The 17,058-nt window shown below is 72.7% G+C and carries 18 protein-coding genes and 1 pseudogene; 12 read left to right on the forward strand and 7 right to left on the reverse strand.

The genetic code is table 11. The annotated features are described in order from the left end of the window. Positions 1 to 39: 39 nt before the first annotated feature. The gene (gltX, locus tag FBZ33_RS23260) at positions 40 to 1,449 is read left to right on the forward strand and encodes a glutamate--tRNA ligase (protein ID WP_141910662.1); all 1,410 of its coding nucleotides are present in this window, start codon (positions 40 to 42) and stop codon (positions 1,447 to 1,449) included. Between the two features lie 63 nt (positions 1,450 to 1,512). On the opposite strand, the gene FBZ33_RS23265 is transcribed toward gltX, so the two are convergent. Then, positions 1,513 to 2,136, reverse strand: a complete 624-nt coding sequence (locus FBZ33_RS23265; RefSeq protein ID WP_255509025.1) for a copper resistance CopC family protein — start codon at positions 2,134 to 2,136, stop codon at positions 1,513 to 1,515. 240 nt (positions 2,137 to 2,376) lie between these two features. On the opposite strand from FBZ33_RS23265, the gene FBZ33_RS23270 reads away from it, so the two are divergent. Beyond that, on the forward strand, positions 2,377 to 3,027 hold the full coding sequence (locus FBZ33_RS23270) for a hypothetical protein (protein WP_141910664.1): 651 nt from the start codon (positions 2,377 to 2,379) through the stop codon (positions 3,025 to 3,027). An 18-nt stretch (positions 3,028 to 3,045) separates the two neighbouring features. Here the strand turns inward: FBZ33_RS23270 and FBZ33_RS23275 are convergent, their stop codons facing one another. Both FBZ33_RS23275 and FBZ33_RS23280 read right to left on the reverse strand, forming a co-directional pair. Then, positions 3,046 to 3,375 (reverse strand): hypothetical protein, encoded by a 330-nt coding sequence (locus tag FBZ33_RS23275; RefSeq protein ID WP_088949564.1) that lies wholly within the window; start codon positions 3,373 to 3,375, stop codon positions 3,046 to 3,048. Between the two features lie 213 nt (positions 3,376 to 3,588). Further along, complete coding sequence (locus FBZ33_RS23280) at positions 3,589 to 4,131, reverse strand: orotate phosphoribosyltransferase (RefSeq protein WP_141910665.1); 543 nt, start codon at positions 4,129 to 4,131, stop codon at positions 3,589 to 3,591. A gap of 119 nt (positions 4,132 to 4,250) precedes the next feature. Between FBZ33_RS23280 and FBZ33_RS23285 the strand changes: the two genes are divergently transcribed. From FBZ33_RS23285 to fabF, 8 genes and pseudogenes are all read left to right on the forward strand, one after another. Beyond that, the gene (locus FBZ33_RS23285) at positions 4,251 to 5,456 is read left to right on the forward strand and encodes a sensor histidine kinase (protein WP_141910666.1); all 1,206 of its coding nucleotides are present in this window, start codon (positions 4,251 to 4,253) and stop codon (positions 5,454 to 5,456) included. Beyond that, a complete protein-coding gene (locus FBZ33_RS23290) occupies positions 5,453 to 6,145 on the forward strand; it encodes a response regulator transcription factor (RefSeq protein WP_141910667.1) in 693 nt (230 codons plus the stop codon). Before FBZ33_RS23285 ends, FBZ33_RS23290 begins: the two co-directional genes overlap by 4 nt. A gap of 96 nt (positions 6,146 to 6,241) precedes the next feature. Beyond that, entirely contained in the window at positions 6,242 to 7,093 is an 852-nt protein-coding gene (locus tag FBZ33_RS23295) for a septum formation family protein (protein ID WP_185755389.1), read from the forward strand. Between the two features lie 11 nt (positions 7,094 to 7,104). Continuing rightward, complete coding sequence (locus FBZ33_RS23300) at positions 7,105 to 8,406, forward strand: CdaR family transcriptional regulator (RefSeq protein WP_305069558.1); 1,302 nt, start codon at positions 7,105 to 7,107, stop codon at positions 8,404 to 8,406. 78 nt (positions 8,407 to 8,484) lie between these two features. Then, a pseudogene (locus tag FBZ33_RS23305) lies at positions 8,485 to 9,402 on the forward strand (ACP S-malonyltransferase); the annotation flags it as partial. A 5-nt stretch (positions 9,403 to 9,407) separates the two neighbouring features. After that, positions 9,408 to 10,352 (forward strand): beta-ketoacyl-ACP synthase III, encoded by a 945-nt coding sequence (locus tag FBZ33_RS23310; RefSeq protein WP_088949570.1) that lies wholly within the window; start codon positions 9,408 to 9,410, stop codon positions 10,350 to 10,352. An 83-nt stretch (positions 10,353 to 10,435) separates the two neighbouring features. Beyond that, complete coding sequence (locus tag FBZ33_RS23315) at positions 10,436 to 10,675, forward strand: acyl carrier protein (RefSeq protein ID WP_030330276.1); 240 nt, start codon at positions 10,436 to 10,438, stop codon at positions 10,673 to 10,675. Between the two features lie 2 nt (positions 10,676 to 10,677). Beyond that, positions 10,678 to 11,904, forward strand: a complete 1,227-nt coding sequence (gene fabF, locus FBZ33_RS23320; RefSeq protein ID WP_088949571.1) for a beta-ketoacyl-ACP synthase II — start codon at positions 10,678 to 10,680, stop codon at positions 11,902 to 11,904. A 48-nt stretch (positions 11,905 to 11,952) separates the two neighbouring features. Here the strand turns inward: fabF and FBZ33_RS23325 are convergent, their stop codons facing one another. From FBZ33_RS23325 to FBZ33_RS23335, 3 genes are all read right to left on the reverse strand, one after another. Beyond that, complete coding sequence (locus tag FBZ33_RS23325) at positions 11,953 to 12,171, reverse strand: hypothetical protein (RefSeq protein ID WP_030488757.1); 219 nt, start codon at positions 12,169 to 12,171, stop codon at positions 11,953 to 11,955. Positions 12,172 to 12,233: 62 nt separating this feature from the next. Next, on the reverse strand, positions 12,234 to 13,970 hold the full coding sequence (locus tag FBZ33_RS23330) for a glycoside hydrolase family 3 protein (protein ID WP_141910670.1): 1,737 nt from the start codon (positions 13,968 to 13,970) through the stop codon (positions 12,234 to 12,236). 86 nt (positions 13,971 to 14,056) lie between these two features. Continuing rightward, positions 14,057 to 14,548 carry a DUF3145 domain-containing protein gene (locus FBZ33_RS23335; protein ID WP_088949573.1) on the reverse strand — a complete coding sequence of 164 codons (492 nt, stop codon included), beginning with the start codon at positions 14,546 to 14,548 and terminating at the stop codon, positions 14,057 to 14,059. Between the two features lie 308 nt (positions 14,549 to 14,856). Between FBZ33_RS23335 and FBZ33_RS23340 the strand changes: the two genes are divergently transcribed. Further along, positions 14,857 to 15,186 (forward strand): hypothetical protein, encoded by a 330-nt coding sequence (locus FBZ33_RS23340; protein WP_099856326.1) that lies wholly within the window; start codon positions 14,857 to 14,859, stop codon positions 15,184 to 15,186. Between the two features lie 107 nt (positions 15,187 to 15,293). On the opposite strand, the gene FBZ33_RS23345 is transcribed toward FBZ33_RS23340, so the two are convergent. Next, positions 15,294 to 15,938: a carbonic anhydrase gene (locus FBZ33_RS23345; RefSeq protein WP_255509026.1), complete on the reverse strand. Its 645-nt coding sequence runs from the start codon at positions 15,936 to 15,938 to the stop codon at positions 15,294 to 15,296. Between the two features lie 148 nt (positions 15,939 to 16,086). On the opposite strand from FBZ33_RS23345, the gene FBZ33_RS23350 reads away from it, so the two are divergent. Next, entirely contained in the window at positions 16,087 to 17,025 is a 939-nt protein-coding gene (locus FBZ33_RS23350) for an alpha/beta fold hydrolase (protein WP_141910671.1), read from the forward strand. The last annotated feature ends 33 nt before the right edge of the window (positions 17,026 to 17,058 follow it).

A 17,058-nucleotide genomic window follows, 5' to 3' on the forward strand; every position in this document is an offset into this window, starting at 1 on the left:
TGGCGGAATGCGCTCGACCGTCGCCGTAGGCTGGGGGACGTGACAGTACGTGTGCGCTTCGCCCCCTCCCCGACCGGCATGTTCCACGTCGGCGGCGCCCGCTCGGCGCTGCAGAACTGGATCTACGCCAAGCAGCAGGGCGGGGTGTTCGTGCTGCGTATCGAGGACACCGACGCGGCGCGCAACAAGCCCGAGTGGACCGAGGGGATCCTCTCCGCGCTGGACTGGATCGGCATCTCGCGGGGCAGCTACGAGGGCCCGCACTTCCAGTCGGAGAACGCCGGCGAGCACCGGGCCGCCGCCGCCCGGCTCTACGAGTCGGGTCGCGCCTACTACTGCGACTGCACCCGCGAGGACGTGCAGGCCCGCACCGGCTCGCAGTACCAGGGCTACGACGGCTACCACCGCGACCGTGGCCTCGGCCCGGGCCCGGGGCACGCGCTGCGCTTCCGCACGCCGGACGAGGGCGCGACAGTGGTCGTCGACCTGATCCGCGGTGAGCCCACCTTCGAGAACAAGCTCATCGAGGACTTCGTCATCGCCCGGGGCGACGGCTCGCCGGTCTTCCTGCTGGCCAACGTCGTGGACGACATGACCATGGGGATCACCCACGTGATCCGGGCCGAGGAGCACCTGCCCAACACCCCCAAGCAGCAGCTGCTCTGGGACGCCCTCGGGGTCAAGCCGCCGATCTGGGCCCACGTGCCGGTGGTGGTCAACGAGAAGCGGCAGAAGCTCTCCAAGCGCCGGGACAAGGTCGCCCTGGAGGCGTACCGCGAGGAGGGCTACCTCCCCGGCGCCATGCGCAACTACCTGATGCTGCTCGGCTGGGCGCCGTCGGGCGACCGGGAGATCGTTCCCTGGTCGGTCATCGAGGAGGAGTTCCGGCTCGAAGAGGTCAACCCCTCCCCCGCGTTCTTCGACGAGAAGAAGCTCCGCGCGTTCAACGGCGATTACATTCGCGCGCTGCCGGTGGACGAGTTCATCGACGCCTGCCAGCCGTGGCTGACCGGCACCGGCACCATCGCGCCGCCGCCGTGGCAGCCCGAGGAGTTCGACGCCGACGCGTTCGCCGCAGTCGCCCCGCTGGCCCAGACCCGGATCACGGTGCTCAGCGAGATCGTGCCGAACGTCGACTTCCTCTTCCTGGCCTCGCCACTGATCGACGAGGCCGCGTGGGCCAAGACGATGAAGGACGGCTCCGCCGAGCTGCTCGACGAAGCCGTCGCGGCGTTCGAGGCGCTGGAGTCCTGGGATGCCGAGTCGCTGAAGTCGACGCTGGAGGCGGTCGGCGCCGAGCGTGGCCTCAAGCTCGGCAAGACGCAGGCGCCGGTACGCGTCGCGGTCACCGGCCGCACAGTGGGCCTGCCGCTGTTCGAGTCGCTGGAGGTGCTCGGTCGTGAGCGCGCCCTGACCCGGATGCGCGCCGCCCGGCTCCGACTGGTCTGACCTCCGAGCTCCGGCGTCGTCTCCGCCGCCGGTCGCCAGCCAATCGGGCTGGTGCCCGGCCGCTCAGCGGCGTCGGGCTCGGAGCCACCGCTGCAACCCGACGACGAGCGCGCCCACCAGCAGGGCCGCCGCGATCGTCCACAGCCAGCCGCGCATCTGGCTGCTCTCCTGCGCGGCCGGCACCGGGCTGCCCGCCGCGGTCGCACCGGCCGTCGCGGTGACGGCCGGGGCCGCCGACGACGCCCCGCCGGCGGTCGAACCCGCCGCAGCGGTCGGGGCGGAGCCGCCAGCGGTCGCCGGCGAAGCGGACGGGTCAGCAGCGGTGCCGGTCGTGAGGGTGAACCGCACCTCGCCCTTCACCGGGTGTCCGTCCGAGGACGCGAGCTGGTAACCGACGATGTAGAGCCCGGCCGCCGCCGGCTTGAACGGCACCCGCACCCGGCTGCCGTCGAAGGCCGGCGGGCCGCCAGAGGCCACATTGTCCGGCCCGGTTATTGTGATCTTCGTCGTAGCCGGTGCCGGCTTGGCCAAGAACCGCAGCTCGATCTGGGCGGGTGCCGTCGCCACCCGGGCACCGTCGCGCGGGTCGCTTCCGGTCAGCGAGTTGTGCGCGGCGGCTGGCGTTGCCGGTGCCAGGAACGACACACCGAACGCCACGCCGAGCACCACTGGCACGACCCGTGCCATACGTGTAACCCTGCCCCCCATGAACCCCTCCGTAAGGGTACGATCCGCCCGCTGATCTAACCGCTCCTCATTAGTCGAGCAGAGATCGCAGATAGTTCCAAATACTGTTCCACAAGCTGCAACTCATCGACGTTTTCCGGAGTCTGTAAGGGTGAGCCCGACCATCTGGTCGGTGCCGCATCGGCAGACCGATCCAGACGTCACAACGATGCCATCCATCGAACGGGGCGAGGAGGCGGGATGGTCCGTCACATGAGGTGGTTGGCAACCGCGCTGGCGGGCGCGCTGGCCACGGCGTTGCTGTCACTCGGCACTGGCGGCCCGGCCTCGGCGGCGCCGAAGCCGCCACCCGCCGGAGTGGACATCGCCGGCGAGGGCCTCTCCGCGCCGCTGCGGTTGCGCGCCGACACCCAGCCCACCCACGTGGGCGCGGTCATCGACCAGGTCAACTTCCTGGCCCACATCGGCATGCCGAAGGGCCCGAAGCCGGCCGACCTCGGTCCGAAGTACACGGTCGTGGTGCTCGCCGGCGAGACGCCGAAGCAGACCTACGATCTCTATCCCAAGGCGGTCGGCGGCCCCCGCGTCTACCGGCCGGCGAAGCAGCCGGACGGCCGCAGGATCAGCGCCGGTTGGTTCCTGGGTCGGCTCAGCATGTCCGAGACCCTGCGCACCGCCGGCGTCCCGCTGGAGCGGCAGTTCGACACGGTCAGCGGCGGCGTGGGCGGCGGCGAACGGGCGCTCCCGGAGAACACGCTCGACCCCGCGAAGGACCTTGACAAGGCGCTCGGCGACCTGCAACGCCTGCTGCTGCTCAACGTCGGGGTGATGCTCACGATCACGGTCGGCCTCGCCGGGATCGCCCTGCTGATCCGTCGCCGCACCCGCTGAGCTACCCCCGCCCGGTGGTCAGCACCAGCGGCGCGGTGGGCGTTGCCGGCGGGTGGCCCGCGGCCGAGGTCGGACCGGGCCGTGCCGATGCGCCCCGGCCCAGCCGGGAAGTTCGCTGAGGCAACCAGCGGGAACGTCCGAGTCGGGTTCGGCGAGGATGTTGGGCTCCCCGGAGCGCTGGCGCGGCAGGGCGGCATCGTCGTCGGCCCGACCGGCGAGCGGCTCCACCGGGTGCGACGGCGCGCCGCCGACCGGCCGGCGGTGCTTGCCAGCCGCCTGCGGGTCGTGGTGCCCCGGTCGGCAGGGCTCGCCCTGGGCGCAGCCGTGCTCGGCCTCCCCGTGCGCCATCCCCGGTCTCCTCACACTCGTCACAACCTCGGGTGCTCCCCCCGACGTGCCCTGTCACCGTACTGGCCGGGACCGGCGGGCCGCGCGCCGCGTACCCCGGGGTCAGGACCGGGCGGTTCATCCGGACGACGGGGAGCGCGGGACCCGGTTACGCAGTTCACAGCTTCTTTTCGTGCCGTTCACCCTGGGAGCGCGGCCGGGGCGGCGCGGTGCTCAGCGGGTGCGGTGAGCCTCCAGGTCGGCGCGGGTGAAGAGCGCTCGCAACGCCACGCCGTGGCCGGCGAGCGCCTGCGCTCCACCCTCGGCCCGGTCGATGACGCAGAGGGCGTGCTCCACCCGGGCGCCCAGGTCGCGCAGTTGTCCGGTGGAGATGACCACCTGGCCGCCGGAGGTGACCACGTCCTCGACCACCAGCACCCGTCGACCGACCAGCTCCGCCCCCTCGGCCAGCCGGGCCGTCCCGTACGGCTTGGCGCTCTTGCGGACGAAGGCGCAGGGCAGCCCGGTGTGCCGGCCGAGCGTGGTCACCACCGGAATGCCGCCCATCTCCAAACCAGCCAGCACCTCGGTGTCCGTCGGGACCAGGAGCGCCAGCTGGGAGGCCACCCGGTCCAGCAGACGGGGGTCGGCCTCGAAGCGGTACTTGTCGAAGTACTCGTCGGCGGTCCGCCCGGAGCGGAGCACGAACGTGCCGGTCAGCCGGCAGGTGGTGTCGATCTCACGAGCCAGCGCGGCCAGGGTTCCCACATCGGTCATGATGATCATTATCGCGTCGGCGGCTCGGGGTCCGCGTACCCCTTTCGGCGCATGTCGGCGCCGTCGGGCTCCTCCTGCCGACGGTGTCCGAGGGTCGGCGGCTGTGGTGGGATCGGGGCATGCGTCCGCCACCGTGGCTTGGCTCCGGCACCCTGGCCCGCGACGTCGCGCTCGCCGGCGCGTCGCTCGTCGGCGGCCTCGTGCTGTACGCCCTGGGATGGCAACCGCAGGTCCGCCCGAACACGGGCGTACCGTCGGTGCTGTTCCTGCCGCCGCTGCTGACGATGTGCGTGGCCGTGGGCCTGCGCCGGGTCGCCCCCCGCGCCAGCCTGGCCGTAGGCACCGGGGCGCTGGTCGTGGACACCGCGCTCGGCAACTCGCTCGGGACGATCCTGATCTACACCCAGGTGCTCTACGACGCCTGCGTGTACGGCCCGCCCCGCCTGTGGCGATGGTTGCTGCGGGTGACCATCGCGCTGAGCCTGATCGGTGCGGTCCTCGGCGTCCTCCTCCTCGGCCATTGGCGCGGGGTCACCGTCGGGGTGCTGGTGGTGCTCGCCGGGTTGTTGCCGGTCCTGACCGGGATCAGCGTGCGGCAGTACCGCGACCAGGCCGCCGCCGAGCGGGCGCGGGCCGAGCAGACCGCCCGGCTGGTCGAGATGGACCGCCGGCAGGCGGTCAGCGCCGAGCGCGCCCGAATGGCCCGGGAGCTGCACGACGTCGTCGCCAACCACCTCAGCGCGGTGGCCATCCACGCCACCGCCGTGCTGTCCGTACCCGGGCTGGACCGCGGCCAGGTCGAGTCGGCGTTGCGGGTGATCCGGGAGAGCAGCGTGCAGGGGCTCGCGGAGATGCGTCAGATGATCGAGGTGTTGCGCGAGCCGGGGACCACCGGTGTGCCGGCCCCGGTGGGAGACGACCCGGCCGTGCCGGAGATGGTCAGCGCGCGGCTGGCCGAGGCGGACGGATTGGTCGAGCGGATCCGCGCCGCCGGCCTGGCGGTCCGGGTCCGCACCGACGGCACGCCGGGGCCGCTGCCGGTGGCGGTGGACCTGGCCGCGTACCGGATCGTGCAGGAGTCGCTGACCAACGCGCTCAAGCACGGCACGGGTGAGGCCGACCTGACGATCGCGTACGGCTCGGCGGAGGTGGTGCTGACGGTGGAGAACCCGGTGCGCCGGAACGCGATCGGTCTGCCCGGCGCCGGGGCCGGGCTGATCGGGATGCGGGAGCGGACCACACTGCTGGCCGGTCGACTCACCGCCGGGCCGCAGGACGGTCGCTGGCTGGTCCGGGCCGCCCTGCCCACCGGGGAGGGCGGGTGACCGGGCCGTCGGGAGACGCGGGCGCGGCAACGGTACGGGTGGTGCTCGCCGACGATCAGCCAGCGGTACGGGCGGGGCTGGCCCTGATCCTGGGTGGCTCACCGGGCATCGAGGTGGTCGGCGAGGCGGCCGACGGCGACGAGGCGGTGCGGTTGTGTCGGGAGTCGCGCCCGGACGTGGCGGTACTGGACGTCCGCATGCCCGGCCGGGACGGGATCTCCGCGACCCGGGCCATCGTCGCCGACGGGCTCGCCGACGTGCTGGTGCTCACCACCTTCGACCTCGACGAGTACGTCTTCGGCGCATTGCGTGCCGGCGCGGCCGGGTTCCTGCTGAAGGACACCGATGCTGACGGCCTGGTGACCGCGGTGCGTACGGTGGCGCGCGGCGACGGCTTCATCGCCCCCGCGGTGACCCGCCGGTTGATCACCGCTTTCGCGGCCACCACGCCGGGCGCGTCCGCCGCCACCCGGGCCGCGCTGGGCACCCTCACCCCGCGCGAGCGGGACGTGCTGGCCTGCCTCGGCCTGGGCCTGTCCAACCAGCAGATCGCCGCTCGGCTGGTGCTGGCCGAGAGCACCACCAAGACACATGTGAGCCGGATCCTCGCGAAGCTGGATCTGCGTAGCCGGGTGCAGGCCGCGATCCTGGCCCAGGAGCTGGGGCTGACCGCTCCCCCACAATCGTGAACCGGGTCCGGTCCACTCCGGACGGTGCTGGATCGCTTGCCTGCCGTACGCTGCGCGCCACCGGCGTCGATGCCGGCCGCTCAGAACGGAGCACACGTGCGACGGTGGTGGGGACCGACGGTCCTGCTGGTGCTGATCATGGGAACGGGTGGTTGTGACGCCATCCTCGCCGAAGACTCAGCCTCGTTCTTCGCACCCGAGGCAGGGGTGTGTCACGCCACCGCCTCCGACGAGCGCAGCCCTGAGGCGTACACGCCGATCCCCTGCTCGTCGAAGCACGAGACGGAGACCTTCCTGGTCGGCCGGTTCGGCGGCGCGGACGCCGCCGCGGAGGCGCCACCGGTGGCCGACAGCGAGGGTCGTGGGCGGGTGTACAAGTCGTGCGACGCCGAGGCCGACCTCTTCCTGGGTGGCGAATGGCGCGAGTCACGGCTGGCGATGCGGGTGCTGATCCCGTCGGCGGCGCGCTGGGGGGCGGGTGAACGGTGGTACCGCTGCGACCTGCTGGAGATGCATGCGGCGGACCGGTGGTTCCCGAACCCCCGGGCAAACAGCCTGAGCGGCGCCCTGACCGGTGACTCGCCGCTGCGGCTGAGCTGCTTTACCGAGCCGGAGGAGACCTCCCAGGGCCTTGTCAATCTGCCGCCAGCCTCCTGCACCGGGCCGCACGCCACCGAGTTCGCCGGCATCTGGCGGGCCGGGCCGGACGTCGAGGAGTTGACCGACGAGATCGTGGACGCGGGGTGCCTGTCGACCATCGCCGGTCATGTCGGATTGCCGGAGGGGACTCTGGGGCAACGTTTCGAGCCGTTGGCGCTCGTGCCCGAGGGCGAGCCTGAGTGGCAGGCGGGCACTCTCAGCGTGTGGTGTTTCCTCCACAGCCCTCAGCGGGTGCTCAACGCGTCGGTCAAGGGTGCCGGCCGCACCGTCCTAGCGGCGGCCCGCTGACCGGTGCCGACGTGGATGGCCTGCTCACCACGTGTCAGGCTAGTGCGGTGAGTACGCCGGGCGGTGGAGACCTGTCGGCCACGCTGCGCCGGATCGAACGTTCGGCGGGGGCGTTGGCCACCTCCAGCGTGGCCCGGATGGACGACACGCTGCCGTGGTTCCGGACCCTGCCGGCCGACCAGCGCTCCTGGGTGATGCTGGTGGCGCAGGCGGGCGCCCGGTCGCTGGTGCAGTGGCTGCGTGACGGCGGCGGCACGGCGGACAGCACCCAGGAGGTCTCGGACGAGGTCTTCGCCGCCGCCCCGCAGGCGCTGGCCCGGTCGATCACCCTCCAGCAGACCGTGGCGTTGATCAAGGTGACCATCGACGTGGTCGAGGAGCAGGTGTCGCACCTGGCTGCCGAGGGTGAGGAGCAGCAGCTCCGCGAGGCGGTGCTGCGCTTCTCCCGGGAGATCGCGTTCGCCGCTGCCCGGGTGTACGCGCGGGCGGCCGAGTCGCGCGGCGCGTGGGACGCCCGGTTGCAGGCTCTGCTGGTCGACGCGCTGCTGCGCGGTGACTCGCCGGACGTGCTGGCCAGTCGGGCCGCCGCGCTCGGCTGGGCGGACGCGCCGCCGGTGGCGGTCGCGGTCGGTCGGTCGCCCGGCGGCGAGGTGTCTGCGGTGCTGCACGTGGTCTACCGGCAGGCCCGCCGGATCGGGGTGGAGGTCATCGGCGGGGTGCACGGCGACCGGCTGGTGATCGTGCTGGGTGGCGCACCTGACCCGTTGACGGCGACCGCCAAGTTGTTGAGCGCGTTCGGGGACGGCCCGGTCGTGGTGGGTCCGGCCGTGCCGAGCCTGGACGAGGCGACCGAGTCGGCGCGGGCGGCGTTGTCCGGTTTCCGGGCGGCACCGGCATGGCCCAGCGCCCCCCGGCCGGTGCCGGCCGCGGACCTGTTGCCGGAGCGGGCCCTCGCGGGCGATGCGGAGGCCCGTCGGCGGCTGCGGCACGACGTGTACGCGACGCTGGTACGCGCCGGTGGCGAGCTGCTGGCGACCTTGGACGCGTTCCTGGCCGCCGGCGGCACACTGGAGAGCGCCGCGCGGGCGCTGTTCGTCCATCCGAACACCGTGCGTTACCGGTTGCGCCGGATCGCCGAGGTGACCGGCTTCTCGCCGCTGTCACCGCGGGACGCTTTCGCTCTCCAGGTCGCGCTGACAGTGGGTCGGTTGGATCCGGTCGCACCGCTCATCTCGCCTGTCCCGACTCAGACAATGACCCCGGCCACCCGGAAAACCACCCAAAACGAGGATGATCCCCGCCGATCTTTGTAGGAAACCTCCAAAGGCGCTAGTGCGGTTTGGTCGAAGGCGGCACAGCGTTACCCGCGCGTATCCGGGAGAGTCATAGGCGTGCTCGCCGTACTTAGTCCCGGCCAGGGTTCCCAGAAACCCGGCTTCCTGACCCCCTGGCTCGACCTGACCGGCACCGAGGCGCGTCTGCGCGAGTGGTCGGCGTTGGCCGGGGTCGACCTGATGCATCTGGGCACCACCGCCGACGCCGACGAGATCAAGGACACCGCCCGCACCCAGCCCCTGCTGGTCGCCGCGGCGTTGCTCGCCGGCGAGCACCTGCCGCTGGACGACGTGACGCTCACCGCCGGGCACAGCATCGGCGAGCTGGGCGCTGCCGCCCTGGCCGGCGTGCTGTCAGCCGAAACGGCGATCACCCTCGCTGGCGTCCGCGGCCGGGAGATGGCGGCCGCGTGCGCGCTGGAGCCGACCGGCATGGCCGCGGTGCTCGGCGGCGACCCCGACGAGGTGCTCGCCGCGATCGAGGCGCACGGGCTCTACCCGGGCAACCGCAACGGCGCCGGGCAGATCGTCGCCGCCGGCTCGCTGGACGGGCTCGACAAACTCGCCGCCGAGCCGCCCGCCCGGGCCCGGATCATCCGGCTCAAGGTGGCCGGAGCGTTCCACACCCCGTACATGGCCCCGGCCGAGACCGCGCTCGCCGCGGTCGCCGCCGAGATCACCCCCGCCGACCCGGTCCGCCTCCTGCTGTCGAACCTCGACGGCACCACTGTCGACACCGGCGCGGACATGGTGCAACGCCTCGTGCGCCAGGTGACCGCACCGGTGCGCTGGGATCTGTGCATGCGTACGCTGGCTGGCCTCGGTGTCACCGGCGTGATCGAGCTACCACCGGCCGGCACCCTCGCCGGGCTGGTCAAACGGGACCTCAAGGGCGACGGAGCCCCGGAGATCGTCACCCTGAACACCCCGGACGACCTGCCGGCCGCACGGGACCTGATCGCCCGCACCGGAGGTCGCTCATGACTGGCAGTCGCATCGTCTCGATGGGGCACTACCAGCCCTCCCGGGTGGTGACCAACGACGACATCGCCCAGCTCGTCGACACCAACGACGAGTGGATCCGCGACCGGGTCGGCATCGTCAGCCGGCGGATCGCCGACAGTGAGACGGTGGCCGACATGGCTGCCGCCGCCGCCGGCAAGGCGCTGGCCAACTCGGGCCTGACCGCTGCCGACATCGACCTGGTCGTCGTCGCCACCTGCACCTCCATCGACCGCAGCCCCAACGTGGCCTGCCGGGTCGCCGCCAAGCTGGGCATCACCGCGCCGGGCGCGTTCGACGTCAACACCGCCTGCTCGGGCTTCGCGTACGCGTTGGGCACCGTCGACCACGCCATCCGGGCCGGCGCGTCGCGCAACGCGCTCGTCATCGGCGCCGAGAAGCTCTCCGACTTCACCGACTGGACCGACCGCTCCACCTGCATCATCTTCGCGGACGGCGCCGGCGCCGCGGTGGTCAGCGCCACCGCCGACGACGAGCCGGCCGGGATCGGGCCGGTGGTCTGGGGTTCGGCGCCGGAGAAGAGCGACGCGGTCCGCATCGAGGGCTGGCGCCCGTACGTCCAGCAGGAGGGGCAGGCGGTCTTCCGCTGGGCCACCACCGCGATCGCGCCACTCGCGCTGCAGGCCTGCGAGCGGGCCGGGGTCGATCCGTCGGAGCTGGCCGCGTTCGTGCCGCACCAGGCCAACGCCCGGATCATCGACGGCATCGCCAAGCGGCTCAACATCCCCAACGCGATCATCGCGAAGGACATCGTCGAGTCCGGCAACACCTCCGCCGCGAGCGTGCCGCTGGCCCTGTCCAAGCTGGTCGAGCGCCGGGAGGTGCCCTCGGGCGCACCGGTGCTGCTGTTCGGCTTCGGCGGTGGTCTGACCTACGCCGGTCAGGTCATCCGCTGCCCCTGATGACCCCCTCGGCGCGTACGCGTCCAGGAGCGGCGGTCGGCGACGCCGTCCGCCGGAAACCCCGATGAAAGGAACCAACCGTAATGACCCGTGACGAGATCACCACCGGCCTCGCCGAGATCCTCGAAGAGGTTGCCGGGGTGAACCCGGACGACGTGGCCGAGGGGAAGTCCTTCACCGACGACCTCGACGTCGACTCGCTCTCCATGGTGGAGGTCGTTGTCGCCGCCGAGGAGAAGTTCGGCGTCAAGATCCCGGACAACGAGGTGCAGAACCTCAAGACCGTCGGTGACGCCGTCAGCTACATCGCGGCGCAGTCCTGATCATGAGTCGTCCCGACGTCGTCGTCACCGGGCTCGGCGCGACGACCCCGCTTGGCGGGGACGTCGCGTCGACCTGGGACGCCATGCTCGCCGGCCGCTCCGGGGTGAGTGCCCTCACCCAGGAGTGGGCCGCGCAACTGCCGGTCCGGATCGCCGCCCAGCTGGCCGTGGAGCCGTCCGAGGTGCTGGACCGGGTCCGGCTGCGCCGACTGGACCGTTCCGAGGCGATCGCCATCATCGCGGCGCAGCAGGCCTGGGCGGACGCCGGCCTCGCCGGCTCCGACCTCGACGGGGAGCGGCTGGCCGTCAGCGTCGGCTCCGGCATCGGTGGCGCCACCACCCTGCTCGCCCAGGACGACATCCTGGAAGCCTCCGGGCCACGGCGGGTCTCCCCGCACACCATCCCGATGCTGATGCCGAACGGTCCGGCCGCCTGGGTCGGGCTGGAGCTGGGCGCCAAGGCCGGCGTGCACTCGGTGGCCAGCGCCTGCGCCACCGGCGCCGAGGCCATCGCCCTCGGGCTGGACATCATCCGCGCCGGTCGTGCCGACGTGGTGGTGGCCGGCGGCACCGAGGCGGTCATCCACCCGCTGCCGATCGCCGGCTTCAGCTCGATGCGGGCCATGTCGACCCGCAACGACGACCCCGAGCGCGCCTCCCGCCCGTGGGACCGGGGCCGGGACGGCTTCGTCCTCGGCGAGGGCGCCGGCATCGTGGTGCTGGAGCGGGCCGAGCACGCGGCGGCCCGGGGCGCCCGGGTGTACGCACGCCTCGCCGGTGCCGGCATCACCTCCGACGCGTACGACATCGTGCAGCCGCACGCCGAGGGTGAGGGCGCCATCCGGGCCATCGCCAAGGCGATCGCGGACGCGGACGTGGCGAAGCGGGACATCGTGCACGTCAACGCGCACGCCACCTCGACCCCGGTCGGGGACATGCTGGAGATCAGCGGGCTGCACAAGGCGCTCGGCGACCACCCGGTGCTGTCCGCGACGAAGTCGATGACGGGTCACCTGCTCGGTGCGGCCGGAGCGCTGGAGTCGATCGCCACCATCCTGGCGATCCGCGACAGTGTCGTCCCTCCGACCATCAACCTCGACGACCCGGAGCCAGGCCTCACCCTGGATGTCGCCGCGCACAAGGCCCGCCACATGGAGATCCCGGCCGCGTTGAACAACGCGTTCGGCTTCGGCGGCCACAACGTGGCGCTCGTCTTCGCCCGGCCCTGAGGTCCCGCAGAAGGGCCCCTCCTCGTCGAGGAGGGGCCCTTCTGTCGTTCAGCCCCGGTTGCGGGGGTGCTGTTTCGCGGTGCGCTCGTTGCCGTGGCGATAGTTGCCGGTCCAGCGGGCCATCACCAACTGCGGGTCGTCGTCGACCTCGGCGAGGAACTCCGCGGCCCGAGCGCCGCGCAGCGTGCCGGCGACCCGTCCGTGGTGTGTGATCACCACAGTGCCGTCCGCCCGTTGCACGTGCCGGAATCCTTCTGCCGCTCCCATGCCTGGAAGGTTGTCAGGCCGACCGAACCGAGGCGACCCGATTTTCGGCCCGTGAACGGCGGTCAGCTACTGGCGCAGGTCGTCGCCGGCAGGCCCGGCACGGTCACCGGGGACCGCCCGCCCGGCCGGGCCTTGCCGGCCAGCACGGCGGCCAGCCCGGTCATGGACGCCCGGCTGGAGGAGTACGTGGCCAGCAGCGTCGGCGACTTCGCGCCGCTCAGCACGTACGGGGTGTCCATCGCGACAGTGACCGCCGCGTCGGCGCGCAGGTCGTTGGCGCCGTCGCCGTAGCCCACCAGGTGCACGATCGTGCCGCCGCTGGGCTTGACCTGCACCCCGGCGGCGGTCAGTGCGGCGGTGAGCACCGCCCGGGTGCCGTCGCGGCCACCGGAGGAGGTGACGGTGACCGGCCCGCGTACGGCACCGCCGCAGGTGCCGCGCAGCACGGTGACGGCGGCGGTGGCCAGCGCGTCGGCCGCCGCGCGGTGGGCCGGGGCGTTGAGCGTGGACATCTGCCCGGCCGGGGTCTCCGCGAGCCGGAACTTCATGGTCAGCACCCGGGTGACCGCCTCGACGAGCCGGGCGCGTGGCAGTGAACCGCCGCGCAGCGCGGCGAGCAGCCCGTCGTACGCCTGGCCGACGTTCGGGGTCATCAGGATGAGGTCGTTTCCGGCGTTCAGCGCGCGGACGGCCGCCTCACCGGGAGCCCAGCGCTTCGCGGGCGGCATGTTCATCCCGTCGGTGATCACCACGCCCTTGAAACCGAGCTGACCCCGCAGGACGTCGGTGAGCAGCTTGTGCGAGAACGTCGCCGGGGTCCCCGGGTCGATCGCGCGGGCGTCCAGGTGACCGGACATGACCGCCATCGCCCCGGCGTCCATCCCGGCGGTGAACGGCGGCCACGCGCCGCTCCGCAACGCCTCGGCGGACTGGGTTAGCACCGGCAGGTCCTGGTGGGAGTCGTCGGCGCTGTGGCCGTGCCCCGGGAAGTGCTTCAGGGTGGCCGCGACCCCGGCCGCCTGGAGGCCACGGACGGCGCCGCCCACCTGCACCGCGGCCTGCTTCGGGTCCGAGCCGTACGACCGGGAGCCGATCACGGTGCTGCGGGTGGCCAGCACGTCGGCCACCGGGGCGAAGTCGACGTTGATCCCCATCGCCGCCAGCTCGGCGCCGGCGGCCTGCCAGGCCGCCTCGGTCAGCTTCGGGTCGCCGGCCGCGCCCGCCGCGAGGGCGCTGGGCAGCACGGTGACGCCGTCGGTCACGCGGGTGACGACGCCGTATTCCTGGTCGGTGCCGATCAGCAGCGGCGCGGGGCCGGCGGCGAGCCGACCGGCGGCGGTACGCAGCCCGCTGGTGAGCTCGTGCACCTGCTTCGGGTTGTCGACGTTCGTGGTCTCCTGGTTGCCCTTGGTCGGGTCGTCGGCGCTGAAGCCGACCAGGATCAGGCCACCCAGCCGATATTTGCTGATCATGTCGGCGGGGGTGTCGACCCCAGCGAGGGCCTGGTTGCCGGCGGCCGAGCCGGCCGAGACCTTGGTCGCGGAGTCGCCGTAGGCGTACGGCATCAGCACCTGACCGACCAGGTCCTCGTCGGACAGCGTGGCGACCAGCGCGGCGGCCCGGGCGGCCGGGTCGGTGGCCGGCGACGCGGCGGCGGCGCTCGGGGCGGCGGATGTGCCGGCCGGGCTGGGTGTCGGCGCGGGGCGCTCGGGGTCGCTTGAGCAGCCGGAGACGAGCAGGGCGGTCAGGGCGGCGACTGCGACGGTGGCGCGCCACGGGCGATTCGACACGCCGCCCATCCCACCAGCTTCCCCCTTATCGGGGCAACTTGACCTTACCGGTCGCACCACCCCGGGGGCGTACGGCCAGCGGATCGACCGTCGGGTCAGCCGACCCGGGTGAGCAAGGTCACCGGGGCGCCGTCGCCGGCGTACCGGTAGGGCTCCAGGTCGGCGTCCCAAGCGGTGCCGAGCGCCTTGTCGAGGGCGTGCGCCAGCGCCTCCGGGGCCCGCGAGGAGACCATCAGCGCCCGTAGCCGGTCCTCGCCGAGCTGGATGTCGCCGGCCACGCCGACGGTGGCCCGGAACAGGCCACGAGCCGGCACGTACATGAAGCGTTCACCGTCGACGCCGGCGCTCGGCTCCTCGGTGACCTCGAAACGGATCATGGGCCACTGCCGTAGGGCAGCAGCCAGCTCGGCGCCCGTTCCCGGACGACCGGTCCACCCGCACTCGGCCCGGCGTGCGCCGGGGTCGACGGGCTGAGCCGTCCACTGCAGGTTGACCGGCGCGGCTAGGACGCGCGCGATCGCCCACTCGACGTGTGAGCACACGGCGAGCGGGGTCGAGTGGACGTATACGACGCCACGCGTTGGCACGGTGACCTCCCGGAGAGCGAGGTGCGTCTTCCCCTACGACCTCGTCCACCCAGGTGGTTCCTGCAACACATGATTACTCCTGTGACGGGTGGTGCGCCAGGGAATCGGAAAAATCGCCGGGTGGAATAGCCGGACGGGTGGTCGCCGTTGCCTCTCAGGACACCGCGACAACCAGCGTGATGTCGTGGTCATGTACAGTTCCACCGGCGGCTTATGCCGCGTTACACCTACGCGAGCCGAGTCAAGTGCGGCCCGCACACAGCCCCCGGACGTCCAGTCCTCCCGTACGTCTTGCAAGGAGTACCTCCGTGGCGAGCAACACCTCTAAGACCGCGCGCGCGTCCGTCCGGGCCGGCCAGGCTGGCCAGGGTGGCGCCCTCAGCGTGCTGGGCGAGTTCAAGTACCTCATCCCGCTCAACGGCGGCAAGCACGCCTACGTGCGGAACCTGACCAACGGCAAGACCGCGCACCTGCGTACGGACTCCGACGCCTTCGTCGAGGAGATCCGCGTGCTGGCCGCCGCCGGTCACGCCACCAAGATCCGGGCGGAGATCAACAACCTGGCTGCCACCCACCCGGGTGACGGCTGGGAGGCCACCGAGAAGCGCCTGGTCGCGGCCGGCGTCTTCGAGGGCTGAGCTCTCCCCCACCGCAACACGTAAAGCGCCCGCCGGGAGTCCCGGCGGGCGCTTTCGCGTGTCCGGCGTGAGATCGAAAAGGCCACGTCGAGCGCGTCGGGGCGGGCTCAGCCCGGATCGAGCAGAGCGACCTCACCGGTGGCCAGGTCGTAGAGGCCACCGACCACGGCCACCCTTCCGGCGGCGATTGGCCCGGCCAGCAGGTAATCAGCGCGCAGCGTGCCCACCGTTCGCCGGACATGCCGGCGGATCGCCAGCGGATGCACCGCCGGGTCGTCGATCCCCACCTCGGTCACCGCCGGGGCGATCTCGTCCACCAGGTGCGCCAGCGACCCCCCGGGACGTTGCCCGCTGCGCAGCGCGTCCACCGCCGCGCCCACCGCGCCGCACCGCTCGTGGCCGAGAACCATCACCAGCGGTACGCCGAGCTGGCCGACCACGTACTCGATCGAGCCGCACACCGCGCGGTCGAGGACATGCCCACCGGTACGGATCACGCAGATCGCGCCGAAGGTCTGGTCGAAGATCGCCTCCAGCGGCACCCGGGAGTCGATGCAGCCGAGCACCACCGCGTACGGCTGCTGATCGCCGGAGGCGGCCGCGGCGGCGGTGACGTCGTGTCCGTGGATCGGCTCGCCGCTGACGAACCGCCGGTTGCCGGAGAGCAGGTCGGCCAGCGCGGCGCGGGGCGTACCCCCGGCCTGCCGTCCCTGCCCCGCCGCCCCGCCCATGGACGCCCCCGACGACCCCATGCCGTACAGCTTGGTCCCCCGCCGACGACCACGGGCGCGGTCGGGAATGTTAGCCCCGGCGCGATTGACGTGGTCTGATGGCGGGTAGCCCGTGTTACCGCCGGGTATCCCCGGTGCTGGTGATGCTGGGCGGCCCTGGGAGGCGGCGATGCCGGAGCGGTTCGAGGTGGGTCTGCCGGACGGTGTGCGGCTCAACGTCGAGGTCACGGGGCCGACGGACGCCCCGGTGACCGCCATCCTGCTGCACGGTTGGACGCTGGACGGGCGCGCCTGGCACCGACAGGTCGATGCGCTCACCGCGGCGCCGCTCGGCGGGGCGGTGCGGGTGGTCACCTACGACGCGCGGGGGCACGGCCGCTCCAGCTGCATGGCGCTGCCCACGGCCACAGTGGCCCAACTGGGTGACGACCTGGCCGCGGTCATCGACGCGGTGGCGCCTCCCGGGCCGGTGCTCCTGGTCGGGCACTCGATGGGCGGCATGACGATCATGGAGTACGCCCACCGCCACCCCACGCACTTCGCCGCCCGTACGGCCGGGCTGGTCTTCGTCTCGACCACCGCCGAGGGGCACACGCACACCGTCTACGGGCTCTCGCCGCGGATCGCCCGGTTGATCCGGCTCGCCGAGACGACCGGAGCCGGAGTGCTCGCCCGGTGCGGGTCGTGGCGAGCGCCCCGGGCCTTGCTGAACGCGCTGCAACCGAGCATCCGGTGGATGCTCTTCGGCGACCGCTGCGAGCCCTCCGACATCCGCCTGGTGACCTCCGCGGTGGCTCGTGCCTCGCTGCGCTCGATCGGCGGGTTCCGCGCCTCCATCGGCACCCAGCACCGACTGGACACCCTCGCCGCGTTGGCCCACCTGCCGGCCGCCGCCCTGGTCGGCGACCGGGACCGGCTGACCCCACCGCCCTGTGCCGAGTCGATCGCGGCGGCGCTGCCGGCCACCGAGCTGACCGTCTGCCCGGGTGCCGGGCACATGCTGATGATGGAGCGCCCGGACGAGGTCAACGCCGCCCTCACCGGCGTACTGCGCCGGGTGCTCGCCGCACCGCAGCGCGGGGTGACGCCCGCCGGGACGGGCGCCTGAGCGCGTTCCCGCACCTCGGGCGCGGCGGGCCGG

Source organism: Micromonospora sp. A202 (assembly GCF_006715105.1).
GTDB classification, from domain to species: Bacteria; Actinomycetota; Actinomycetes; order Mycobacteriales; family Micromonosporaceae; genus Micromonospora; species Micromonospora zamorensis.